This is a genomic window from Erwinia amylovora (genome assembly GCF_017161565.1).
GTDB classification, from domain to species: domain Bacteria; phylum Pseudomonadota; class Gammaproteobacteria; order Enterobacterales; family Enterobacteriaceae; genus Erwinia; species Erwinia amylovora.
In genome coordinates, this window is sequence record NZ_CP066796.1 from 1217876 (window position 1) to 1240975 (window position 23100).

Annotated in this window: 22 protein-coding genes and 1 pseudogene; 17 read left to right on the forward strand and 6 right to left on the reverse strand. The window is 55.3% G+C overall.

Annotated features, from left to right (window positions below):
- Positions 1-30: 30 nt before the first annotated feature.
- The 4 genes from fur to ybfF all read right to left on the reverse strand — a co-directional run bounded on the left by fur (position 31) and on the right by ybfF (position 2736).
- Positions 31-474, reverse strand: a complete 444-nt coding sequence (gene fur, locus JGC47_RS05675) for a ferric iron uptake transcriptional regulator (protein ID WP_004156653.1) — start codon at positions 472-474, stop codon at positions 31-33.
- A 393-nt stretch (positions 475-867) separates the two neighbouring features.
- Entirely contained in the window at positions 868-1398 is a 531-nt protein-coding gene (gene fldA / locus JGC47_RS05680) for a flavodoxin FldA (RefSeq protein WP_004156654.1), read from the reverse strand.
- A gap of 140 nt (positions 1399-1538) precedes the next feature.
- The gene (ybfE, locus tag JGC47_RS05685) at positions 1539-1820 is read right to left on the reverse strand and encodes a LexA regulated protein (RefSeq protein WP_004156655.1); all 282 of its coding nucleotides are present in this window, start codon (positions 1818-1820) and stop codon (positions 1539-1541) included.
- A 148-nt stretch (positions 1821-1968) separates the two neighbouring features.
- A complete protein-coding gene (gene ybfF, locus JGC47_RS05690; RefSeq protein ID WP_004156656.1) occupies positions 1969-2736 on the reverse strand; it encodes an esterase in 768 nt (255 codons plus the stop codon).
- 264 nt (positions 2737-3000) lie between these two features.
- Here ybfF and seqA point away from each other — a divergent pair, with 264 nt between their 5' ends.
- The gene (seqA, locus tag JGC47_RS05695; RefSeq protein ID WP_004156657.1) at positions 3001-3519 is read left to right on the forward strand and encodes a replication initiation negative regulator SeqA; all 519 of its coding nucleotides are present in this window, start codon (positions 3001-3003) and stop codon (positions 3517-3519) included.
- A gap of 24 nt (positions 3520-3543) precedes the next feature.
- A complete protein-coding gene (gene pgm / locus JGC47_RS05700) occupies positions 3544-5184 on the forward strand; it encodes a phosphoglucomutase (alpha-D-glucose-1,6-bisphosphate-dependent) (RefSeq protein ID WP_004156658.1) in 1641 nt (546 codons plus the stop codon).
- Positions 5185-5233: 49 nt separating this feature from the next.
- On the opposite strand, the gene kdpE is transcribed toward pgm, so the two are convergent.
- Positions 5234-5914, reverse strand: a complete 681-nt coding sequence (gene kdpE, locus JGC47_RS05705; RefSeq protein ID WP_013034853.1) for a two-component system response regulator KdpE — start codon at positions 5912-5914, stop codon at positions 5234-5236.
- A gap of 297 nt (positions 5915-6211) precedes the next feature.
- Between kdpE and JGC47_RS05710 the strand changes: the two genes are divergently transcribed.
- From JGC47_RS05710 to nei, 9 genes and pseudogenes are all read left to right on the forward strand, one after another.
- Positions 6212-6418 (forward strand): YbfA family protein, encoded by a 207-nt coding sequence (locus JGC47_RS05710; protein ID WP_004156660.1) that lies wholly within the window; start codon positions 6212-6214, stop codon positions 6416-6418.
- A gap of 136 nt (positions 6419-6554) precedes the next feature.
- On the forward strand, positions 6555-7511 hold the full coding sequence (locus tag JGC47_RS05715; RefSeq protein WP_004156661.1) for a YbgA family protein: 957 nt from the start codon (positions 6555-6557) through the stop codon (positions 7509-7511).
- Positions 7512-7525: 14 nt separating this feature from the next.
- Positions 7526-8974, forward strand: coding sequence for a deoxyribodipyrimidine photo-lyase (gene phrB / locus JGC47_RS05720; RefSeq protein WP_013035944.1), 1449 nt, complete (start codon positions 7526-7528; stop codon positions 8972-8974).
- Positions 8961-9704 (forward strand): type 2 GTP cyclohydrolase I, encoded by a 744-nt coding sequence (locus JGC47_RS05725; protein ID WP_004156662.1) that lies wholly within the window; start codon positions 8961-8963, stop codon positions 9702-9704. Before phrB ends, JGC47_RS05725 begins: the two co-directional genes overlap by 14 nt.
- A gap of 123 nt (positions 9705-9827) precedes the next feature.
- On the forward strand, positions 9828-10484 hold the full coding sequence (gene pxpB / locus JGC47_RS05730) for a 5-oxoprolinase subunit PxpB (protein ID WP_004156663.1): 657 nt from the start codon (positions 9828-9830) through the stop codon (positions 10482-10484).
- Positions 10478-11416, forward strand: coding sequence for a 5-oxoprolinase subunit PxpC (pxpC, locus tag JGC47_RS05735; protein ID WP_004156664.1), 939 nt, complete (start codon positions 10478-10480; stop codon positions 11414-11416). The genes pxpB and pxpC overlap by 7 nt, the downstream gene beginning before the upstream one ends.
- Positions 11400-12137: a 5-oxoprolinase subunit PxpA gene (pxpA, locus tag JGC47_RS05740; protein ID WP_004156665.1), complete on the forward strand. Its 738-nt coding sequence runs from the start codon at positions 11400-11402 to the stop codon at positions 12135-12137. Before pxpC ends, pxpA begins: the two co-directional genes overlap by 17 nt.
- Before the next feature lie 92 nt (positions 12138-12229).
- A pseudogene (gene pcp, locus JGC47_RS05745) lies at positions 12230-12781 on the forward strand (pyroglutamyl-peptidase I); the annotation flags it as partial.
- Between the two features lie 17 nt (positions 12782-12798).
- Positions 12799-13593 (forward strand): endonuclease VIII, encoded by a 795-nt coding sequence (nei, locus tag JGC47_RS05750; RefSeq protein WP_004156667.1) that lies wholly within the window; start codon positions 12799-12801, stop codon positions 13591-13593.
- Positions 13594-13673: 80 nt separating this feature from the next.
- Here the strand turns inward: nei and JGC47_RS05755 are convergent, their stop codons facing one another.
- Positions 13674-14957, reverse strand: coding sequence for a citrate synthase (locus JGC47_RS05755; protein WP_004156668.1), 1284 nt, complete (start codon positions 14955-14957; stop codon positions 13674-13676).
- Positions 14958-15583: 626 nt separating this feature from the next.
- Here JGC47_RS05755 and sdhC point away from each other — a divergent pair.
- From sdhC to odhB, 6 genes are all read left to right on the forward strand, one after another.
- Positions 15584-15973 (forward strand): succinate dehydrogenase cytochrome b556 subunit, encoded by a 390-nt coding sequence (gene sdhC / locus JGC47_RS05760; protein WP_004156669.1) that lies wholly within the window; start codon positions 15584-15586, stop codon positions 15971-15973.
- Complete coding sequence (gene sdhD / locus JGC47_RS05765) at positions 15967-16317, forward strand: succinate dehydrogenase membrane anchor subunit (protein WP_004156670.1); 351 nt, start codon at positions 15967-15969, stop codon at positions 16315-16317. The genes sdhC and sdhD overlap by 7 nt, the downstream gene beginning before the upstream one ends.
- Positions 16314-18080 (forward strand): succinate dehydrogenase flavoprotein subunit, encoded by a 1767-nt coding sequence (gene sdhA, locus JGC47_RS05770; protein WP_004164113.1) that lies wholly within the window; start codon positions 16314-16316, stop codon positions 18078-18080. The genes sdhD and sdhA overlap by 4 nt, the downstream gene beginning before the upstream one ends.
- Before the next feature lie 17 nt (positions 18081-18097).
- Entirely contained in the window at positions 18098-18814 is a 717-nt protein-coding gene (locus JGC47_RS05775) for a succinate dehydrogenase iron-sulfur subunit (RefSeq protein ID WP_004156672.1), read from the forward strand.
- 231 nt (positions 18815-19045) lie between these two features.
- Positions 19046-21853: a 2-oxoglutarate dehydrogenase E1 component gene (gene sucA, locus JGC47_RS05780; RefSeq protein ID WP_004156673.1), complete on the forward strand. Its 2808-nt coding sequence runs from the start codon at positions 19046-19048 to the stop codon at positions 21851-21853.
- A 13-nt stretch (positions 21854-21866) separates the two neighbouring features.
- Positions 21867-23087 carry a 2-oxoglutarate dehydrogenase complex dihydrolipoyllysine-residue succinyltransferase gene (gene odhB / locus JGC47_RS05785; RefSeq protein WP_004156674.1) on the forward strand — a complete coding sequence of 407 codons (1221 nt, stop codon included), beginning with the start codon at positions 21867-21869 and terminating at the stop codon, positions 23085-23087.
- Positions 23088-23100 lie beyond the last annotated feature (13 nt).

Sequence of the window (23100 nt, forward strand, 5' to 3'; positions counted from 1 at the left end):
AGCGCGCCATATTCGGTTATCAAGTGCAGATTATTTGTCGTGGAGCGTCTCATTTTCTCGGCAGTCGCCCAGAGCACAGTGACCATACAGATACAGGCTGTGGTTACTCAGTTTGATGCCGTGACGCGTGGCAATTTCACGCTGACGGGACTCAATGGATTCGTCTCTGAATTCAATAACTTTGCCGCAGTCAAGGCAGATAAGGTGGTCGTGATGGTGCTGCTGCGTCAATTCAAAGACGGATTTTCCGCCTTCAAAGTTGTGGCGGGTAACGATCCCCGCATCGTCGAACTGGTTCAGTACGCGGTAAACCGTGGCCAAACCAATCTCTTCGCCCATGTCGATCAGGCGCTTGTACAAGTCTTCCGCACTGACGTGATGGCCTTCGGGTTCCTGAAGCACTTCCAGAATTTTCAGTCGGGGAAGCGTGACTTTCAGGCCGGCCTTCTTTAATGCGGTGTTATTGTCAGTCATGCGGATTTTGTCCTGTTACTTTGCTCGTCACTTAGTGGCTGTAAGGCCCTGAACATCGGTCGACGCTAAAGCGCAATGAAGGTCAGTATAGAACTGATACGTCGAAATGAAAACCAAAGGGGGACCGTAAACCGCAGCTGGAGGCAAAAACAACACTCTTAACAGCCAGGGAATTTAGCGCCCGGGTGGTGCAATGTTAACATTTCGATCTACCACATCCGATCGCCTTTGACCGACCATGGTCGTCAGAAAGGCGAAGGGCGCTTAGAGAGCCGATAACCGATGGGGTTATTGTACCGTTTTGCAGGTAAAAGGTACAAACATCTATCTATTACTTGTATCGCTAAAACCATTGACTTAGCGCGGGATGACTGTCACGCCAGGTTGCTCAGTTCAGGCCTCAATGATTTCTTTCAGCTGAAGCTCATCGAAAATCTGTTTTACCCATTTATCAACGCGTTGGTTGGTGAGTTCGGGTTGCCTGTCCTCATCAATGGCAAGGCCGAGGAAATGGTTATCGTCCGCGAGACCTTTTGAGGCTTCATACGTATAACCCTCGGTAGACCAGTGACCGACGATCACCGCACCGTTAGGCTCGATGATATCGCGGATGGTTCCCAGTGCATCACAGAAGTATTCAGAATAATCTTCCTGATCGCCACAGCCGAACAGGGCAACCAGCTTACCGTTAAAGTCGATCTCGGCAAGCGTTGGGAAGAAGTCATCCCAGTCGCACTGGGCTTCGCCGTAGTACCAGGTGGGAATGCCCAGCAGCAAAATATCAAAGGCTTCAAGATCTTCTTTGCTGCATTTGGCAATATCATGAACTTCTGCAACATCTTTACCCAGCTGTTTCTGGATCATCTTTGCAATATTTTCTGTATTACCTGTGTCGCTGCCAAAGAAAATGCCGACAAGTGCCATGAGCTTAATAACCTCTTGAATCTTAATGATATGGAGACTGCCGTATGATAAGCAGCTAGCTGTAATGATATCAGACTGCCGTAAGCGGATAAATGTGTAATATCGCGACATTTGTTGCTGAGTGCTAAGTCCGCTACCGTTCAGCTCTGATGGCGTTGCAGCTGCTCAAGCAGCATTTCTTCGATCAGTTCGCTGCGACTCATATTACGTTCTTCAGCCAGCTGATTAAGTACCTCGACCGCGTCGCTGTTCATTTTCAGTTCGACACGCTTCAGCCCGCGCACTTTATCGCGTTTGAGCTGATTGCGTTTATTAATACGCAGTTGCTGATCTCGCGTCAGCGGATTCGTTTTGGGTCGTCCCGGGCGACGTTCATCTGCAAACAGATCGAGCGTGGTGCGGTCAGTGTTCTCTTTTGCCATAGGATCGTGATACTGAAAGGCTGGATTTCTGATGAATAGGTCCGTGTTGCCGCCTGAAAAATAGCAGCGGCAAAATTTTTAGCGCGTCATCATAACCCAGCGAAACTGGTGACGACAATTATTTCACCGCAGCGTGAAATAATTGTTTTTACAGCGCAAAAAAGCGGCGTATTGCGCGCAATACGGCATCAGGTTTTTCCGCATGAACCCAATGCCCGGCCCCGGCTATCACATGTGCACGCGCCTGTGGGAACTGCGCCAGCAGCTCGTCACGATACTCATCGGCCAGATAAGGCGACAGTTCGCCACGAATAAACAGCACCGGATGGGGCCATGCAGGCTGCGGTTGCCAGCCGATAATGCGGTCGTAGTTTTGCCAAAGCGCCGGCACGTTGAAGCGCCATTCTCCGTCATGAAAGGATTTAAGGAGAAACTGAATAACGCCTTCTTCTTCTGCGAGAATGTCACGCATCAGTACTGCTGCATCACCACGCCGGGTGATACCGGCTGCCGTCACCGCGCGCAGGGCATCAAATATCCGATCGTGATGACGGGTGCGGTAGGCGACGGGCGCAATATCAATGGCGACGATGCCCGCCACGCGTTCGGGAGCCAGCGCTGCCAACGCCATGGCGATTTTACCGCCCATCGAATGGCCGACCACATCGAAACGTTCAACCTGCAGGCCGTCGAGCGTATCAAGGATATCCTGGGCCATTAGCGGATAAGCCATCTCGGTTGCTCGCCCGGAAGCGCCATGATTTCGCATATCAAGCTGGATAAGGTGGCGCTCGTCCTTCAAACCACGCGCCAGCACGCCCAGATTATCCATGCTGCCAAACAGGCCGTGGATCAGCACCAGCGGCAGATCGTTGCTCACAGATTGTTCAGATTGCACGCGGAAATTCAAATTCATAGCGAAGTTCTTTCTAATGAGACGGGGGCTTAGGGTATCATGAATTCCACAATTTCTGCCGTTAACCAGATAGCGGTCATGGGCTTTTTTACGGCATATTCCGACTTTTGCCGTGAAACGGGCCTGGCGCTACACTCTGGCAGTATTTAACCTTATAGTCCTGATGTTGGAACAGGTTGGGCTGGAGGTCTCGTTAGCGCGATGACGCTCATGTTCGTCTCTGGCCACCCGGGTTCAGCCAGGTAATAACCGTATTGGATAAAGATGAAAACGATAGAAGTCGACGAAGAACTATACCGTTATATAGCCAGCCACACTCAGCATATTGGTGAAAGCGCATCGGATATTTTGCGCCGGATGTTGAAGTTCACGGCGGGTCAGAATGTCCCGACTGCAACCGAAACAACTGACGCGCCAGCTAAAGCGCATTCGCAAAACCCGGTGCGTGTCGTGCGCGAGCTATTGCTGTCTGATGAGTATGCCGAACAAAAAAAAGCAGTAAATCGCTTCATGCTGATCCTGTCAACTTTGTACCGTCTGGATGCCAAAGCGTTTGGTGCAGCGACAGAGTCACTGCATGGGCGTACCCGCGTCTATTTCGCAGGTAATCAGCAAACATTGCTGGAGAGTGGTACCCATACCAAGCCGCAGCATGTTCCTGGCACGCCTTACTGGGTGATCACTAACACCAATACCGATCGTAAACGCAGCATGGTGGAATACATCATGCAGTCAATGCAGTTCCCGGCGGAACTGACTGACAAAGTTTGCGGTACCCTCTAACTTTAGCGTCAGGGAGAAGCGCCAATGGCCAATCACCCCCGTGCCGGGCAACCCGCCCGGCAGAGCGATTTGATTAACGTTGCACAGTTAACCTCGCAGTATTACGTCTTGCAGCCTGAACTGGGCAACGCAGAGCATGCGGTAAAATTTGGCACCTCGGGCCATCGCGGCAGCGCGGGTCGCCAAAGCTTTAACGAAACGCATATTCTGGCGATTGCGCAGGCAATTGCTGAAGAGCGTAAAAAAAACGGTGTGACCGGTCCCTGTTATGTCGGCAAGGATACGCATGCGCTGTCAGAACCGGCGATGGTCTCGGTGCTGGAAGTGCTTGCAGCTAACGGTGTCGATGTGATCGTGCAGCAGGATAACGGCTATACGCCAACGCCGGCGATCTCTAATGCGATCCTTGAACACAATAAAAGCGGCGGCCCGCTGGCGGACGGTATTGTCATCACTCCGTCCCATAACCCGCCGGAAGATGGCGGGATCAAGTATAACCCGCCGAACGGTGGCCCGGCCGATACCAATGTGACTAAAGTGGTGGAAGACCGCGCCAACGCGCTGATCAAAGACCGGCTGAAAGAAGTTAAGCGCGTGACGCTGGATCAGGCGTGGGCCAGTGGTCATTTGCAGGAAAAAGATCTGATCCAGCCATACATCGAAGGTCTGGCGCAAATCGTTGACATCGCGGCGATCCAGAAAGCCGGGCTGAAAATCGGCGTCGATCCGCTGGGCGGTGCAGGTATCGCTTACTGGCAGCGCATCGCCGATTATTACCAGCTTGACCTGACCATCGTTAATGATGCCGTTGACCAGACTTTCCGCTTTATGCATCTGGATCACGATGGCGTGATCCGCATGGACTGCTCATCGGAATCGGCTATGGCTGGCCTGCTGGCGCTGCGCGATGAATTCGATTTGGCGTTTGCTAACGACCCGGACTATGACCGTCACGGTATCGTCACGCCCGCTGGCCTGATGAATCCTAACCATTATCTGGCGGTAGCGATTCAGTATCTGTTCCAGCACCGCCCGCAGTGGGGCAAAGAGGTTGCCGTCGGAAAAACGCTGGTTTCCAGCGCGATGATCGACCGCGTGGTCGAGGATCTGGGGCGTCAGCTGGTGGAAGTGCCGGTCGGTTTCAAATGGTTCGTGGATGGCCTGTATGATGGCAGTTTTGGCTTTGGTGGCGAAGAAAGCGCCGGTGCTTCATTCCTTCGCTTCGACGGCACGCCGTGGTCGACCGATAAAGACGGCATCATCATGTGCCTGCTGGCAGCGGAGATTACCGCAGTTACCGGCAAGAACCCGCAGCAGCACTATGATGAGCTGGCCGCGCGCTTTGGCGCACCAAGCTACAATCGTTTGCAGGCTCCGGCCACCTCGGCTCAGAAATCCGCCTTGTCTAAACTGTCACCGGACAGGGTCAGCGCCGATACGCTGGCGGGTGATGCTATCACCGCCCGCCTGACAGCGGCTCCGGGTAACGGTGCAGCTATTGGTGGTTTGAAAGTGATGACCAAAAACGGCTGGTTTGCTGCACGTCCGTCCGGTACGGAAGATGCCTACAAAATTTACTGCGAAAGCTTCCTCGGTGCCGATCACCGCGAGAAAATAGAGAAAGAAGCGGTAGAGATTGTCAGTGCGGTTCTGAATAACGCCTGATTTGACCGGCGGTGAAAAGGGGCGTTCACCCACGGTGAACGCCCCTTTTTTATGGCATAAAGCGATATCCAACGCCGGTTTCGGTGAGAAGATGCTGCGGCTGCGCCGGGTCATGTTCCAGCTTTTGCCGCAGATGGCCCATGTAAATACGCAGATAATGGTGATGTTCAACCGCATTAGGTCCCCAAACCTGCATCAGCAGCTGACGTTGCGTCATCACTTTACCGGGATGATTCAGCAGGCTCACCAGCAGACGAAACTCAATGGGGGTCAGGTGCAGGTCCTGGCCGTTGCGGGTGACGCGCCGAGCGGCGATATCAACGCTAACGCTGCCGAAATTGACCTGAGCCTGAACGTTTTCGCTACTCTGCGGACGATGGCGCAGGGCAACGCGAACTCGTGCCAGCAACTCACCCACGCCGAACGGCTTAGTCAGAAAGTCATCTGCACCGGCATCAAGCGCCGTGATCTTGTCACTCTCGTCGCTGCGCGCCGAGAGGACAATCACCGGCATGGTGCTCCACTGGCGAATTTCATGAATAAACTGGCAGCCATCGCCGTCAGGCAGTCCGAGATCGAGGATGACCAGCTGCGGTTTACGTGTTGCCGCTTCAATCAGGCCACGCTTCAGGGTTTCTGCATCGACAACGCGGAAATCTTCGCCTTCCAGCGCAACGCGCAGAAAACGGCGGATCTCTTTTTCATCTTCAACAATCAAAATGGTGGTCACAATACCTCGCCGGTCGGTCAACTATCATAGTGGCATTACGCTTAACCGGGCTAATTTAGCAAAAAAGGCTGGATGGCGTCTGTGATTATTACCAGCGGGCAGATGGGGCAGAAAAGGGTCCGGTCAGCCCGTTAAAAGTCTTTCATTAACGTAAAGGTCACATTGTTGCGGATTTGGCCTGATTACAGGTTTTTTTTCAGCAAAAGTGGTCCGATCAGTAGATAAGCTACCCTTTTAGTATTAGTATTTTGCTTAGTTTATACACAGCCACTTCTGTTTATCAATTCGGGAGGACGTATGGGTCTTTATCAACATTATTCATTGGGCCGCATTTTCTTACGTCGCAGCCTGGTGCTTATCCTGGGTATTAGCGCTTTTCCATTAATGCTGTTCCGCTCTGACCGCGCTCGTTTTTACAGCTATTTGCACCGTATCTGGGTTAAAACCAGCGATCGGCCGGTGTGGCTGGCGCAGGCTGAAGACGCCGGCTGCAACTATTATTAAACCTCACCCTGTTATCAGCCTGACTTCATCTGATGTGAAAATGGATCATCCTGCCCTGTGGCAGGATTTTTTTTGCCCGTGACCCAAGGTTTACGCTACACTTAAATGTGTACAAGTTTCTAGAGGCTGTATAACTATGGATAAGAAAATTCCGGTTGGCATCAGTGCCTGTCTGTTGGGCGAGCGCGTGCGCTTTGATGGTGGGCACAAACGCTGCGAATTTGCCGCACAGCAGCTGGCACCTTTTTTGCGTTATGAACCAATATGCCCGGAAATGGCAATTGGATTGCCAACCCCACGTCCTGCACTGCGCCTGACCGAAGCCGCTCAGGGGGATATTTCGCTCAGTTTTAGCAACGGCAGCGACCTTCCCGTCACCGAAAAGATGCAGGCCTTTTCCGAGGAAAAAATCAGCCAGTTGCACCATCTTTGCGGCTATATCGTCTGCGCTAAATCCCCCAGCTGCGGGATGGAACGGGTGCGCATCTATCAACCGGACAATAATAATAACCGCAAGGCCGGAACCGGGGTGTTTACCCGCGAACTGATGGCGCAGATGCCCTGGCTGCCGGTTGAGGAGGACGGCCGCCTGCACGATCCGCTGCTGCGCGAAAACTTTGTTGCACGCGTCTATGCCCTGCACGAGTTTAACCGGCTATGGCGCAGTGGGCTGACGCGCGCCAAACTGATGGCGTTTCACACCCGATATAAACTGCTGCTGTTGGCTCATTCCCAGCCGGATTATCGTCAGATAGGGCCTTTTGTCGCCAAAATGGACCAGTGGGCGTCGCTGGAGGCGTTTGCCGCCGAGTACCGGCAGCGGCTGATGGATCTGATGCAGCATCCGGCAACGCGCAGCAACCACACCAATGTGCTGATGCATGTACAGGGGTACTTCCGCCGCGAGCTGACTTCAGCCCAGCGTCAGGAGCTGGCAGGAGTGATCGATGATTACCGTCAACAGCTGTTACCGCTGCTGGCACCGATAACCCTGCTGAAACACTATATGACGCAATTCCCGCACCCGTGGCTGGCGGAGCAGCGCTATTTCGCGCCGTACCCGGAAGTGCTGCGTCTGCGTTACGGACACTGATCTCAGGGAACTTTATGACGACTCATCTGGTTTGGCTGCGCAACGATTTGCGCATCAATGATAATCACGCCCTGTATGCGGCCTGCCGTTCCGAACAGGCCAACGTCATCGCGCTGTTTATCGCCACGCCGCAACAGTGGCGCATGCACCACATGGCACCGAAGCAGGCAGAATTTATCTGGCAAAGTTTACAGGATGTGCAGCAGTCGCTGGCGGCAAAGGGGATTGTACTGCACGTGGCGCAGTGCGATGACTTTAGCGCCAGCGTCACGCTGTTACAGGACTTCTGCCGCGAGCATCGCGTCGACCGCCTGTTTTATAACTATCAGTATGAAGTTAACGAACGGCAACGCGATGCGGCGGTAGAGCGGGCGCTTTTCGAGGACGACGTGGTGTCACAGGGCTTTGACGACAGCCTGCTGCTGCCGCCCGGCAGCGTACTGACCGGTAATCGCGAAATGTACAAGGTTTTCACCCCGTTCAGCAAAGCCTTCGTTAAACGCCTGCAGCAGGGGCTGCCGGAATGTCTGCCAGCCCCCGCCGTACGCCAGAGCGGGGCGATTGAGCCTGAAGCAGGCTCACTGAAACCCTTTGACTACCCGCGTGAGGATATCGAATCCAGCCTGTTCCCGAGCGGCGAAAAAGCGGCGATTGCCCGGCTGCGTGAGTTTTGTCAGCAGGCGGTAACCGACTATCCGAAACAGCGCGATTTACCGGCACGCGATGGCACCAGCCGTCTGTCGGTTTACCTCGCCACCGGCGTTCTGTCACCGCGTCAGTGCCTGCATCGGTTGCTGAAACAGCATCCCGCTGGGCTGGAAGACAGCCGGGTTTTTGTCTGGCTTAACGAGCTAATCTGGCGCGAGTTCTATCGTCATCTGCTGGTGGCATTTCCCGCACTGTGCCGCCATCAGCCGTTTACCCGCTGGACGAATAGCGTCAAATGGCGCGACGACAAACAACAGCTCACCGCCTGGCAACAGGGCAAAACCGGCTATCCGATTGTTGATGCAGCGATGCGACAGCTCAACAGCCTGGGCTGGATGCATAACCGTCTGCGCATGATTACCGCCAGTTTCCTGGTGAAAGACCTGCTGATCGACTGGCGCGAAGGCGAGCGCTATTTTATGTCGCAGCTGCTGGATGGTGACCTGGCGGCGAATAACGGCGGCTGGCAGTGGGCGGCCTCCACCGGAACCGATGCGGCCCCTTACTTCCGCATTTTCAATCCCACCACTCAGGGGGAGCGCTTCGACAAAGACGGCGAGTTTATTCGCCGCTGGCTACCCGAGCTGCGCCAGGTTCCGACGGAATACATTCATCAGCCGCACCAGTGGGCGCGAAAAAATCAGCGAACGCTCGATTATCCGCTGCCGTTAGTGGATCATAAGCAGGCACGCCAGCAGACGCTGGATGTTTTTGAGGCGGCACGAAAAAACGGGACTGATCATGCGCAATACTGAACTCGAACAGCGGGTTAACCAGCTGCTTAACAGCGCGGACTTTAGCGACTACGCGCCAAACGGGCTGCAGGTTGAAGGGCGCAGTGAGATTAAAAAAGTGATTACCGGCGTTACCGCCTGTCAGGCACTGCTGGATGAGGCCGTGCGCCTGCAGGCGGATGCGGTGCTGGTCCATCATGGCTATTTCTGGAAAAACGAAGCGCCCGCTATTACCGGCATGAAGCGCCAGCGTTTAAAAACCCTGCTGGCGAACGATATCAACCTGTTTGGCTGGCATCTGCCGCTTGACGCGCACCCGCAGTTAGGCAACAACGCCCGGCTGGCAGAGCTGTTTGGCATTGCGGTGAAGGGCGAGGTGCAACCGCTGGTTCCCTGGGGGGAATTAGCACAGCCGCTAAGCCCCGCCATGTTGACGCAGCGCATCAGTCAGACGCTGGGGCGCGAACCGCTTCACTGTGGCGACAATGCCCCGGCCGTGATCAAACGCGTGGCATGGTGCAGCGGCGGCGGTCAGGGCTTTATTGACGCGGCCGCGGCTTTCGGCGTTGATGCTTTTATCACCGGTGAAGTCTCTGAACAGACGATACACAGCGCGCGCGAACAGGGGCTGCACTTCTTCGCTGCCGGGCATCACGCCACCGAGCGTGGCGGCATCAAAGCGCTGGGTGAATGGCTGGCCGTGCACCACGGTCTTGACGTCACTTTTATTGATATCGACAACCCTGCCTGATCCTTTCTTTTGCACCATTCATGCGCCAGCTGCCAGATCTGAACAGTCTGGCGGGTGGTTGACAGCCCCGCCACAATTACGCATAACTACTTGATAACCTGACCCTGATTGAGGAGGCCAGTTTTGCAACAAGCACGCTGTTACCTGCTGGGCGAACGCGCGGTAGTCCTCGAGTTAGCACCTCCGCTATCGCTGGCCAGCCAGCAGCGCATCTGGGGGTTAATGCAACGCCTGAAGGATTGCCGCGAAACCCTCGAAATTGTCCCCGGAATGAACAACATTACCGTTCTGTTGCGCGATCCTCAGCGCGATATACATCAGGCAATTGATTGGCTACAGCAGCACTGGGAAGAGAGTGAAGCGCTGGAGCTGGCATCACGCCGGGTTGACATTCCTGTGGTCTATGGCGGTCAGTCGGGCGCGGATCTGGACGAGGTGGCGCATCATAGCGGCATGACAGCTTCTCAGGTCGTGGCCTGTCACGCATCGACAGATTACGTGGTGTACTTTATTGGTTTCCAGCCGGGTTTCCCGTATCTCGCTGGGTTGGACAAACGGCTGCATACGCCGCGACGCGCGGAACCTCGCGTGCTGGTGCCTGCCGGCTCAGTCGGTATTGGCGGCAGTCAGACCGGGATTTACCCCGTGGCGGCTCCCGGCGGCTGGCAGTTGATTGGTCAGACACCTATCGCGCTGTTCACCCCGCAACAACATCCTCCGGTGCTGTTGCGCCCCGGCGATCGCGTGCGCTTTGTGCCGCAGAAGGAGGGTATATGCTGAACATTATCCGCGCCGGGATCGGCAGCAGTATTCAGGACGCGGGCCGTGCTGGCTGGCGGCAATACGGGGTCAGTTCGGGCGGCGTGATGGATCAACCGGCCATGCAAACCGCCAATATGCTGGTGGGCAACGCCGCAGGCAGTGCGGTAGTGGAAATCACGCTTGGCGGTTTTTGCGCCGAGTTTGAGCGTGATGGCTGGATCGCGCTGGCGGGGGCGGGCTGCCACGCTGAACTGGATGGTCAGGCGGTGTGGACCGGCTGGCGTTGTGCGGTGAAAAAAGGCCAGCGGCTGACGCTCAGTCTGCCGCAGCGCGGCATGCGCAGCTATCTGGCGGTTAACGGTGGCTATGTGATTGAGGAGATCATGAACTCTGCCAGCACCGATCTGAACGCCGGTTTTGGCGGATTCGCCGGGCGCAAGCTCCAGGACGGCGATCGCATTCCACTCGGTACGCCCAGCCGTGAGTTTCATCAGCCTGCCGGCGTGCGCCAGCTGCTGTGGGGCAACCGGGTGCGCGCCATGCCCGGCCCGGAGTATCATGAATTCAGCGCAGAGAGCCGGGAAGCGTTCTGGCGCACGGCCTGGCGGCTGAATCCGCAGAGCAACCGCATGGGGTACCGCTTGCAGGGGCGTCAGCTGCGGCGTGATACTTCGCGCGATTTGTTGTCGCATGGCCTGGTGCCCGGCGTGGTTCAGGTGCCGCCGGGCGGCCAGCCCATCGTTCTGATGGCGGATGCGCAGACGACCGGCGGATATCCGCGTATTGCTTGCGTTATCGAAGCCGATCTCTGGCATCTGGCGCAGCTGCGTCTCGGCGAACCGGTGCACTTTGTCTGTTGCACGCTGGAGCAGGCGTTGCAGGCAAAACGTGAACAGCTGCGGGCGCTGGAACAAATGGCTAAGGGGCTGGCCGATGAAAGTCGATCTTAATGCCGATCTGGGTGAAGGATGCGCGCATGACCGCGCGCTGTTGCAGCTGGTTTCATCCGCCAATATCGCCTGTGGTTTTCACGCCGGTGATGCCCAAACCATGCTGCAATCGGTGCGTTGGGCGCTGGAATTTAACGTGGCGATAGGCGCGCATCCCGGCTTTGCCGACCGCAATAATTTTGGCCGCAGCCCGCAGCAGCTGCCGCCGGAAACCGTCTACGCGCAGGTGGTTTACCAGCTGGGTGCGTTAAAAGCGCTGGCAGAAGGCGAGGGGGGCAAACTGGTACACGTTAAACCGCACGGTGCGCTGTATAACCAGGCGGCAAAAGACCCGGTTCTGGCTGACGCTATCGCCCGGGCGGTAAGCGTGACTGACCGGGCGCTGGTGCTGGTCGGGCTGGCCAACAGCGAGTTAATCCGCGCCGGAAAACGCCACGGGTTAACCACGCGCCAGGAAGTCTTTGCCGACCGCGCTTACCAGCGCGACGGCTCGCTGGTTGCACGCGGTCAACCCGGTGCGCTGGTTGAAAACGATGCGCAGGCCATCAGACAGACGTTGACGATGATACAAAAAGGGCAGGTCCAGAGCCTGGGCGGGGACTGGGTGAAGGTTCAGGCGGACAGTATCTGCCTGCACGGCGACGGCCCCCACGCGCTCGATTTTGCCCGCCAGCTGCGCCGGGCGTTCAGCTTGCTGGATATTGAAGTCAGCAGTCACTAAAACCGTAACTTTTTACAGGCTCCGGCCTCAACCGTTGGCGCGTTTTTCTCTTTTAAGGAGTGACTATGGACGTTGCCGTGAATCTCTGGCCGCTGATGGGCATTGCCACGATCGTGGCAAAACAGCTGCCCTGCTCGTTTGGCTCCTCGCTGGAGGTGCCGTATGCGACGATCGAAGCGGTAAAGCCGGAGCGGGTGATTGCGGTCGGGCAGGCCGGTGGCCGCGCTGATATCAGCATTGAGCGCGTGGCGATTAACATTGACGATGCGCGCATCCCGGATAATGCGGGTGCGCAGCCGGTTGACCAGCCGGTGGTTGTCGGTGGCCCGGTAGCGCTGTTTTCCACGTTGCCTGTTAACGCGCTGGTGGCCGGGATCCGTGAAGCCGGGATCCCCGCATCGGTTTCGCAAACTGCAGGTACCTGTACCTGTAATCACGTTATGTACGGACTGATGCACTATTTGCGTCGGCGCAAAACGCGTGGCGGTTTTATCCATCTCCCTTATCTGCCTGAGCAGGCGATGAATCATCCCGGCGCGCCCGGCATGCCGTTGGCAACGAACGTTCTGGCGCTGGAGATGGCCGTCAGCATTGCGCCGGCTGTTGAAGAGGATATTCGTCTTGAGGGCGGGGCAACGCATTAAGAGTAAAGGAGCGACAGATGCCGGAAGGTCCTGAAATCCGCCGGGTGGCGGATCGGCTGGAAGAGGCAATAAAAGGGAAAGTGCTGACCGACGTCTGGTTTGCCTTCCCGGCATTGCAGACTTATCAGCAAATGCTGGTCGGCGAGCGAATTATCTCCATTGAAACGCGCGGCAAGGCGCTGTTGACCCATTTTTCAAATGGCCTGACGCTGTACAGCCACAATCAGCTGTATGGAGTCTGGCGCATTATAAACAGCGGGGCCGAGCCGGCAGAGAGCAAGCGTGTACTGCGGGTGCGGCTGGCGGCCGCTGACCAAACGCTGCTGCTGTACAGCGCATCGGATATTCAGCTACTGGATGTTCAGGGGCTGGCTGCACATCCGTTTCTGCAACGGACAGGCCCGGACGTGCTGGATATGGCGCTGACAGCAGAGCAGGTGCGTGAACGGTTATTGTCGAAGCGCTTTCGCCGTCGCCAGTTCAGCGGGCTGTTGCTGGATCAGGCATTTCTCGCCGGGTTGGGTAACTATCTGCGCGTTGAGATCCTCTGGCAGGCAGGGCTTGCCGCACAGCACAAGGCCGAAACGTTGAGCGACCAGCAGCTCGATGCGTTGGCAACGGCACTGCTGGCGGTACCACGCCTCTCTTATCGTACCCGCGGCAAGGTGGATGAAAACCACCATCACGGCGCGCTGTTCAGCTTTAAAGTTTTTCACCGCGCCGGTAAAAGATGCGAGCGCTGCGGTGACATCATTGTCAAAACCGTGCTCTCTTCCCGGCCTTTTTACTGGTGCCCTGGCTGCCAGAAATAACAAAGCCGGGCTGACTAAGCCAGCCCGGCCACGTTTAGCGCTTGCAACAGGATGCGTTACCAGAACCTGTCGCCAGCAGTTTACTTTTTAATCTTTGAGGTGAAATTACGCTGGTCGTAACCGGTGTAAAGCTGACGCGGGCGGGCAATTTTCACCCCATCATCATGCATTTCCTTCCAGTGAGCAATCCAGCCCACGGTGCGTGCCATGGCAAAGATCACCGTGAACATAGAGGAAGGAATACCCATCGCTTTTAAAATGATGCCGGAATAGAAGTCAACGTTAGGATAGAGTTTTCGCTCGATGAAGTACGGATCATTCAGCGCGATGTGTTCAAGCTCCATCGCTACTTCCAGCAGATCGTCTTTCATCCCCAGCTCATTCAGCACTTCATGACAGGTTTCACGCATCACCGTGGCGCGTGGATCGTAGTTCTTATACACGCGGTGGCCGAAGCCCATCAGACGGAACGAATCGTTTTTATCTTTAGCCCGGCGCAGGAATTCAGGAATGTGCTCAACGCTACTGATCTCTTCTAACATACGCAGGCAGGCTTCGTTTGCCCCACCGTGAGCAGGACCCCACAGTGAGGCAATTCCCGCTGCAATACAGGCGAACGGATTGGCACCGGAAGAGCCGGCAGTACGTACGGTAGAGGTGGAGGCGTTCTGTTCGTGGTCGGCGTGCAGGATCAGAATACGGTCCATGGCGCGTTCCAGAACCGGGTTCACCACGTACTCTTCGCAAGGCGTAGAGAACATCATATTGAGGAAGTTACCGGCGTAGGAAAGGTCGTTACGCGGATAAACAAACGGCTGGCCGATGGAATATTTGTAGCACATCGCCGCCATGGTCGGCATTTTAGACAGCAGTCGGAAAGCGGCAATTTCACGATGGCGTTCAATATTGACATCCATCGCATCATGGTAAAATGCGGCCAGCGCCCCGGTAACACCGCACATCACTGCCATCGGATGGGAGTCGCGGCGGAAGCCACGGAACAGATGATGTATTTGCTCATGCAGCATGGTGTGACGCGTCACTGTCACTTTAAAATCTTCGAACTGTTCTGCGCTGGGCGCCTCACCATTAAGCAGAATGTAACAAACTTCCAGATAGTTGGAGTGCAACGCCAGCTGGTCAATAGGGAAACCACGATGCAGAAGGATGCCTTCATCGCCATCGATGTAGGTGATTTTAGATTCGCAGGACGCGGTAGAGGTAAAGCCTGGATCGAAGGTGAAGTAGCCTTTAGAGCCGAGCCCACGGACATCGATTTCTTCCTGGCCTAACGTGCCTTTCAGCACATCAAGCTCGATAGCAGCTTCACCATCGAGGGTTAGCGTTGCTTTTTTATCAGCCATTTTCAATCTCCTTAGCGCCTAATATAGGGATCTTTATCACCGGGAAAGCCACATCTCCCCAGCCTCTTGCCTGACGCGAAAGGTAATCAACTCTGTGGCATCTTATTGTGTGCAGGGTACAGAGTGACGGGCGCATGCCGGGCGGGTGGGCACCATCCTGATGAGTATCATAGTCATGACACGATCCGGTATGAATATGGCTTACATAGTAGCCAATACCTGAGAGTTTGGATAATCTTAACCAATGTTACATAACTTATGCGTATGGGAAAGTGTGTCCCCTTAACTTTTGTGCATTTCGGAACGTATCCGTAGATTTGTAGCAAAATTGTTTAACTTTTGTCAAATCAGATAATTAAATATGCGAGTTTTATCTAAAGTGTGATTTTTGTCACTGTTTGACCGATTTTTTACCAAAGAGTTTGTAGGGGAATTGTAATGAGATTGTGATCCACTTATACTTTCGCCAGGTCTCCGGAAATACCCTGCAACAGGAGCCACCCAGCGTTTCATACGCGCCGTTTGACACTGGACGTTGAAGTTTATGTGCCTGCCGCGAATGCTTGCCTCAATAACGCTGTCTGACCCCCCTTCAGGACCGGAGGAAGCAAAATAAGAAAGGCTGTGTGGGCAAAACCTTGAAAAAACAACGACCTGTCAACTTGGATCTCTCAACGATCCGGTTTCCCTTAACCGCAATTGCGTCCATCCTCCATCGCGTTTCCGGCGTCATTACCTTTGTGTCGATTGGAATTCTGCTGTGGTTGCTGGGTTTGTCGCTCTCTTCTCCCGAAGGTTTCCTCCAGGCTTCTGCCGTGATGGACAGCTTCATTGCCAAATTCATTATGTGGGGTATTTTAACTGCGCTGGCGTACCATATTGCCGGTGGCATTCGCCATATGATGATGGATTTTGGCCTGCTGGGTGAAACCTTAGAGACCGGCAAATTTTCTGCGCAAATTGCATTCGGTATCACCGTCGTGCTCTCAATTCTGGCTGGAGTCCTCGTATGGTAAGCAACGCTTCTGCACTGGGGCGCAATGGCATTCATGACTGGCTGCTGCTGCGTGCCGCCGCTATGATAATGACCCTTTACGTGTTGTACATCCTCGCTTTTATCGTCATGTCAGGCACCCTGACCTATGATATCTGGCGTGGTTTTTTTGCCTCATCCTTTACTAAAGTCTTCACCCTTCTGACGTTGTTTTCTATCCTGGTGCACGGCTGGATCGGGATGTGGCAGGTACTGACCGACTATATTAAACCACTGGCGTTGCGCATGATGCTGCAGCTGGTTGTTGTGGTAGCACTGTTGGTGTATGCCATTTATGGAACTGTTGTTGTGTGGGGTGCGTCATGAAGTTGCCAGTCAGAGAATTTGATGCCGTTGTGATCGGCGCAGGCGGTGCAGGTATGCGCGCCGCATTACAGATTTCCCAATCGGGGCAGACATGTGCCCTGTTATCAAAAGTTTTCCCAACCCGTTCCCATACGGTATCGGCTCAGGGGGGGATCACCGTAGCGCTGGGTAATACCCATGAAGACAACTGGGAATGGCATATGTACGACACCGTCAAGGGTTCCGATTATATCGGCGACCAGGACGCGATTGAATATATGTGCAAAACCGGCCCGGAAGCGATCCTTGAACTTGAGCATATGGGCTTGCCGTTTTCACGCCTGGACGACGGTCGTATCTATCAGCGTCCGTTCGGTGGGCAGTCGAAAAACTTCGGCGGTGAGCAGGCGGCTCGCACTGCTGCTGCTGCTGACCGTACCGGTCACGCCTTGCTGCATACGCTTTACCAACAAAACCTGAAAAACAACACCACCATTTTCTCTGAATGGTATGCGCTGGATCTGGTGAAAAACGCTGACGGGGCCATCGTCGGCTGCACCGCGCTCAATATCGAAGATGGTGAAGTGGTGTATTTTAAAGCGCGTGCAACGGTACTGGCTACCGGCGGTGCAGGGCGCATCTACCAGTCGACCACTAACGCACATATCAATACCGGCGATGGAGTAGGCATGGCGCTGCGTGCCGGCGTGCCGGTGCAGGATATGGAGATGTGGCAGTTCCACCCAACCGGGATTGCCGGTGCGGGCGTGCTGGTAACGGAAGGCTGTCGTGGCGAAGGCGGCTATCTGTTGAATAAACACGGTGAGCGTTTTATGGAACGCTATGCGCCGAATGCGAAAGACCTTGCCGGGCGCGACGTGGTAGCACGTTCGATCATGATCGAAATTCGCGAAGGCCGTGGCTGTGACGGTCCGTGGGGACCGCACGCTAAGCTCAAGCTTGATCACCTTGGCAAAGAGGTGCTTGAGTCACGCCTGCCGGGCATTCTGGAGCTGTCACGCACCTTTGCCCACGTTGACCCGGTGAAAGAACCTATTCCGGTCATCCCAACCTGTCACTACATGATGGGCGGCATCCCGACCAAAGTAAGCGGTCAGGCGCTGACGCTGAACGAGCAGGGGGAGGATGTGGTGATCCCCGGTCTGTTTGCCGTCGGTGAAATTGCCTGCGTATCGGTGCACGGTGCTAACCGTCTGGGCGGCAACTCACTGCTTGACCTGGTGGTATTTGGCCGTGCGGCCGGGTTGCATCTGCAGGAGTCAGTTCAGGAGCAGGGCGCACTGCTGGATGCAACTGAAGAAGAAATTGAGGCTTCATTGGCGCGTCTGAACCGCTGGAACAACAACATCACCGGCGAAGATCCGGCAGATCTGCGTAAAGCCCTGCAGGCCTGCATGCAGCACAACTTCTCGGTGTTCCGCGAAGGCGATGCGATGGCAAAAGGTCTGGCCGAGCTGAAGGAACTGCGCGAACGGTTGAAAAATGCCCGTCTCGATGACCGTTCCAGCGACTTCAATACCCAGCGCGTCGAATGCCTGGAGCTGGATAACCTGATGGAAACGGCTTACGCCACCGCCGTATCGGCCAACTTCCGCACCGAAAGCCGCGGCGCGCACAGCCGCTTTGACTATCCTGAACGTGACGATGCAAACTGGTTATGTCACAGCCTGTATCTGCCGCAAAGTGAAAGCATGACGCGCCGTGAGGTGAACATGCAGCCTAAACTGCGTGCGGCCTTCCCGCCGAAAGCGCGTACCTACTAGTTTGCGGAGATAACACCATGAGACTTGAATTTTCCATTTATCGTTACAACCCGGATGTCGACGATGCTCCGCGTATGCAGGATTACCAGCTGGAGTCTGAAGACGGCCGTGACATGATGCTGCTGGACGCGCTGATGCGTCTGAAAGAGAAAGATCCGACTTTAACCTTCCGCCGCTCATGCCGTGAAGGGGTTTGTGGCTCCGACGGCCTCAACATGAATGGTAAGAACGGGCTGGCCTGTATTACACCCGTTTCTGCGCTGGGTAACGGTAAGCAAAAAATTGTTATCCGTCCGTTACCGGGATTGCCGGTGATCCGCGATTTGGTGGTGGACATGGGGCAATTCTATGCGCAATATGAGAAGATCAAGCCTTACTTGTTGAATAATGGGCAGAAACCGCCAGCAAGAGAACATCTTCAGCAGCCGCAGCAGCGCGAAAAACTGGATGGTCTGTACGAATGTATTCTTTGCGCCTGCTGTTCCACCTCATGCCCGTCATTTTGGTGGAACCCGGACAAGTTTATCGGCCCGGCTGGCCTGCTGGCCGCTTACCGTTTCCTGATTGACAGCCGTGACACCGAAACGGATGCGCGTCTGGATAATCTCAACGATGCTTTCAGCGTATTCCGCTGTCACAGTATTATGAACTGTGTCAGCGTATGCCCTAAAGGGCTGAACCCCACTCGCGCCATCGGCCATATCAAGTCGATGCTGCTGCAGCGGGGCGCATAACGCCACAATTCCGGGAACCAAAGGTTCCCGGAATTTTTATCAGGCTATCTTTGTAAGGGGTGTTCGCCAGACGGATGTTAGCGGAAACTTTTTACAAAGGTTCCCTTACGGGCCGGTCGCTCGTATCGAAGAACCGTACCACGGCAAGCCGTTAACGCGGCGCGGGACTTGCAAAGGTTCCATCAAACAACCACGGCGAAAAAAAAGCACAATTATGCTTAAGGGATCACAATGCAGAACAGCGCGATGAAACCCTGGCTGGACTCCTCCTGGCTGGCCGGCGCGAACCAGTCCTACATAGAGCAGCTCTATGAGGACTTTCTAACCGATCCTGACTCTGTCGATGTGGCCTGGAAGTCTCTTTTCCAGCAGCTTCCTGGTACTGGGGTTAGACCTGAACAAATTCACTCCACCACCCGCGAATACTTCCGCCGCCTGGCGAAAGACGCTTCGCGTTACAACACTCCCATCAGCGACCCTGCAACCAATGCCAAGCAGGTTAAGGTACTGCAACTGATCAACGCGTTTCGTTTTCGCGGCCATCAGCAGGCCAACCTTGACCCACTTGGGCTATGGAAACAGGAGCCGGTAGCGGATCTTGACCCGGGCTACCACGGCCTGAATGAGGCGGATTTCCAGGAAAGTTTCAACGTAGGATCTTTTGCCATCGGCAAAGAGACGATGAAACTGGCCGACCTTTACGCGGCGCTAAAGCAAACCTATTGCGGTTCCATTGGCGCGGAATATATGCACATCACCAATACAGATGAGAAGCGCTGGATTCAACAGCGTCTTGAATCGGTGGTGGGGCAGGCTTCCTACTCTGTGGAAGAGAAAAAAGGTTTCCTCAGGCAGCTAACCGCCGCAGAAGGCCTGGAACGTTATCTCGGGGCGAAATTCCCCGGTGCGAAACGCTTCTCGCTGGAAGGGGGGGATGCGCTGGTGCCGATGCTGAACGAGATGATCCGCCATGCCGGTAAAAGCGGCACGCGCGAAGTGGTGCTGGGTATGGCGCACCGTGGCCGTCTGAACGTACTCATCAACGTGCTGGGCAAAAAGCCGCAGGACCTGTTCGACGAGTTCTCCGGCAAGCATAAAGAACATCTCGGTACCGGTGACGTTAAGTACCATATGGGCTTCTCTTCCGATGTTGAAACCGAAGGCGGTATGGTTCACCTGGCGCTGGCGTTTAACCCGTCGCATCTGGAGATCGTCAGCCCGGTAGTGATGGGATCGGTTCGTGCCCGCCTCGATCGTCTTGACCAGCCTGGCAGCAACAAAGTGTTGCCGATTACCATTCACGGCGATGCAGCGGTGATTGGCCAGGGTGTGGTGCAGGAAACCCTGAACATGTCCGAGGCGCGCGGTTATGAAGTGGGCGGTACGGTGCGTATCGTGATCAACAACCAGATTGGTTTCACCACCTCAAACCCGAAAGATGCCCGTTCTACGCAGTACTGCACCGATATTGGTAAAATGGTGATGGCACCTATCTTCCACGTCAACGCTGACGACCCGGAAGCGGTTGCCTTCGTCACCCGTCTGGCGTTGGATTTCCGTAACACCTTTAAACGCGATGTGTTTATCGATCTGGTTTGCTATCGACGTCACGGTCACAACGAAGCGGATGAGCCAAGTGCCACGCAGCCGGTGATGTACCAGAAAATCAAAAAGCATCCCACGCCGCGTAAAATCTACGCTGACAAGCTGGAAGCCGGGCAGGTTGCCAGCCTGGAAGATGCCACGGAAATGGTCAACCTGTACCGTGATGCCTTAGATGAAGGCGAGTGCGTGGTGCCGGAATGGCGACCGATGAGCCTGCACTCCTTCACCTGGTCACCGTATCTGAACCACGACTGGGACGAGAGTTATCCGGAGCGCATCGAACTGAAGCGCCTGCAGGAGCTGGCTAAGCGCATCAGTACCGTACCGGAAGCGGTAGAGATGCAATCGAGAGTGACGAAAATCTACAACGACCGTGCAGATATGGCCGCTGGCAACAAGCCGTTCGACTGGGGCGCGGCGGAAAACCTCGCCTATGCCACGCTGGTGGATGAGGGCATTCCATGCCGTCTCTCCGGTGAGGATATGGGGCGCGGTACCTTCTTCCATCGTCATGCGGTGATCCACAACCAGTCTAACGGTTCGACTTACACCCCGCTGCAGCATATCCATAACGGTCAGGGCACCTTCAAAGTATGGGACTCCGTGCTGTCGGAAGAAGCGGTACTGGCGTTTGAATATGGCTATGCGACTGCGGAACCGCGCACGCTGACCATCTGGGAAGCACAGTTTGGTGACTTTGCCAACGGCGCTCAGGTAGTCATCGACCAGTTCATCAGTTCCGGCGAGCAGAAATGGGGCCGCATGTGTGGTCTGGTGATGCTGCTGCCTCACGGCTACGAAGGGCAGGGGCCGGAGCACTCCTCCGCGCGTCTTGAACGCTATCTGCAGCTATGCGCCGAGCAGAATATGCAGGTTTGCGTCCCTTCTACGCCCGCACAGGTTTACCATATGCTGCGCCGCCAGGCGCTGCGCGGCATGCGTCGCCCGTTGGTGGTGATGTCGCCTAAGTCACTTTTACGTCATCCGCTGGCAGTATCTTCTCTGGAAGAGTTGGCTAACGGTGCTTTCCAGCCGGCGATTGGCGAAATCGATGCGCTTGATGCGAAGTCGGTGAAACGCGTGGTGCTGTGTTCCGGTAAGGTTTACTACGACCTGCTGGATAAGCGCCGCAAGAATGAGCAAACCGATGTCGCTATTGTGCGCATTGAGCAGCTCTATCCGTTCCCCCATAAAGCGGTTCAGGATGTGTTGAAGCAGTATTCCCACGTACATGATTTTGTCTGGTGTCAGGAAGAGCCACTCAATCAGGGGGCATGGTACTGCAGTCAGCATCATTTCCGTGAAATCGTCCCGTTTGGGGCTTCATTACGTTATGCCGGTCGCCCTGCCTCTGCATCGCCGGCAGTGGGTTATATGTCCGTTCACCAGCAGCAGCAGCAAGATCTGGTTAATGACGCGCTGAACGTTGAATAATTAAGGAAAGAAAATGAGTAGCGTAGATATCGTTGTTCCTGACCTGCCTGAGTCCGTGGCTGACGCCACCGTAGCCACCTGGCACAAAAAAACCGGCGACAGCGTCAAGCGTGATGAAGTGCTGGTGGAAATCGAAACCGATAAAGTAGTGCTGGAAGTACCGGCCTCTGCCGACGGCGTGCTGGAAGCGATCCTTGAAGAAGAGGGTGCCACGGTGATTTCCCGTCAGGCGCTGGGTCGCCTGAAAGAGGGCAACAGCGGTGGCAAAGAGACCTCTGCCAAAGCCGAAGCCAATGAATCGACGCCAGCACAGCGCCAGACGGCATCGCTGGAAGAAGAAAGCAACGATGCACTTAGCCCGGCTATTCGTCGCCTGATTGCCGAGCACAGCCTTGACCCGGCAGCGATTAAAGGCAGCGGTGTCGGCGGGCGCATCACGCGTGAGGACGTGGAAAAACATCTGGCGCAGGCTGCCCCGGCGACCAAAGCTGCACCTGAAGCGGCAGAAGCGGCTGTCCCCGCCGATCTGGCGAACCGCAGTGAAAAACGTGTGCCCATGACTCGTCTGCGCAAGCGCGTGGCCGAACGTCTGCTGGAAGCGAAGAACAGCACCGCCATGCTGACCACCTTCAATGAAGTGAACATGCAGCCGATTATGGCGCTGCGAAAGCAGTATGGCGAAGCGTTCGAAAAACGTCACGGCGTCCGTCTGGGCTTTATGTCCTTCTATATCAAAGCGGTAGTAGAAGCCCTGAAGCGTTACCCGGAAGTGAATGCGTCAATCGACGGGACGGATGTGGTTTACCATAACTACTTTGACGTCAGTATTGCCGTCTCTACGCCACGCGGCCTGGTAACCCCGGTGCTGAAAGATGTGGATGCGCTGAGCATGGCCGATATTGAAAAGAAAATCAAAGAGCTGGCGGTGAAAGGCCGTGATGGCAAGCTCACCGTCGACGAACTGACCGGCGGTAACTTCACTATCACTAATGGTGGTGTCTTTGGTTCACTGATGTCCACGCCGATCATCAACCCGCCACAGAGCGCTATTCTTGGTATGCATGCGATCAAAGATCGCCCGATGGCGGTTAATGGTCAGGTGGTGATCTTGCCAATGATGTATCTGGCGCTCTCTTACGATCACCGTCTGATTGATGGCCGTGAATCCGTTGGCTATCTGGTGGCGATCAAAGAGCTGCTGGAAGACCCGGCTCGTCTGCTGCTGGACGTCTAAACCCTGGCGTGTG

What these genes read in the sequence shown, in the direction of transcription:
- fur (WP_004156653.1), bottom strand. Translation starts at nt 474, where the DNA reads ATGACTGACAATAACACCGCATTAAAGAAGGCCGGCCTGAAAGTCACG.
- fldA (WP_004156654.1), bottom strand. Translation starts at nt 1,398, where the DNA reads ATGGCACTTGTCGGCATTTTCTTTGGCAGCGACACAGGTAATACAGAA.
- ybfE (WP_004156655.1), bottom strand. Translation starts at nt 1,820, where the DNA reads ATGGCAAAAGAGAACACTGACCGCACCACGCTCGATCTGTTTGCAGAT.
- ybfF (WP_004156656.1), bottom strand. Translation starts at nt 2,736, where the DNA reads ATGAATTTGAATTTCCGCGTGCAATCTGAACAATCTGTGAGCAACGAT.
- seqA (WP_004156657.1), top strand. Translation starts at nt 3,001, where the DNA reads ATGAAAACGATAGAAGTCGACGAAGAACTATACCGTTATATAGCCAGC.
- pgm (WP_004156658.1), top strand. Translation starts at nt 3,544, where the DNA reads ATGGCCAATCACCCCCGTGCCGGGCAACCCGCCCGGCAGAGCGATTTG.
- JGC47_RS05710 (WP_004156660.1), top strand. Translation starts at nt 6,212, where the DNA reads ATGGGTCTTTATCAACATTATTCATTGGGCCGCATTTTCTTACGTCGC.
- JGC47_RS05715 (WP_004156661.1), top strand. Translation starts at nt 6,555, where the DNA reads ATGGATAAGAAAATTCCGGTTGGCATCAGTGCCTGTCTGTTGGGCGAG.
- phrB (WP_013035944.1), top strand. Translation starts at nt 7,526, where the DNA reads ATGACGACTCATCTGGTTTGGCTGCGCAACGATTTGCGCATCAATGAT.
- JGC47_RS05725 (WP_004156662.1), top strand. Translation starts at nt 8,961, where the DNA reads ATGCGCAATACTGAACTCGAACAGCGGGTTAACCAGCTGCTTAACAGC.
- pxpC (WP_004156664.1), top strand. Translation starts at nt 10,478, where the DNA reads ATGCTGAACATTATCCGCGCCGGGATCGGCAGCAGTATTCAGGACGCG.
- pxpA (WP_004156665.1), top strand. Translation starts at nt 11,400, where the DNA reads ATGAAAGTCGATCTTAATGCCGATCTGGGTGAAGGATGCGCGCATGAC.
- nei (WP_004156667.1), top strand. Translation starts at nt 12,799, where the DNA reads ATGCCGGAAGGTCCTGAAATCCGCCGGGTGGCGGATCGGCTGGAAGAG.
- JGC47_RS05755 (WP_004156668.1), bottom strand. Translation starts at nt 14,957, where the DNA reads ATGGCTGATAAAAAAGCAACGCTAACCCTCGATGGTGAAGCTGCTATC.
- sdhD (WP_004156670.1), top strand. Translation starts at nt 15,967, where the DNA reads ATGGTAAGCAACGCTTCTGCACTGGGGCGCAATGGCATTCATGACTGG.
- sdhA (WP_004164113.1), top strand. Translation starts at nt 16,314, where the DNA reads ATGAAGTTGCCAGTCAGAGAATTTGATGCCGTTGTGATCGGCGCAGGC.
- JGC47_RS05775 (WP_004156672.1), top strand. Translation starts at nt 18,098, where the DNA reads ATGAGACTTGAATTTTCCATTTATCGTTACAACCCGGATGTCGACGAT.
- sucA (WP_004156673.1), top strand. Translation starts at nt 19,046, where the DNA reads ATGCAGAACAGCGCGATGAAACCCTGGCTGGACTCCTCCTGGCTGGCC.
- odhB (WP_004156674.1), top strand. Translation starts at nt 21,867, where the DNA reads ATGAGTAGCGTAGATATCGTTGTTCCTGACCTGCCTGAGTCCGTGGCT.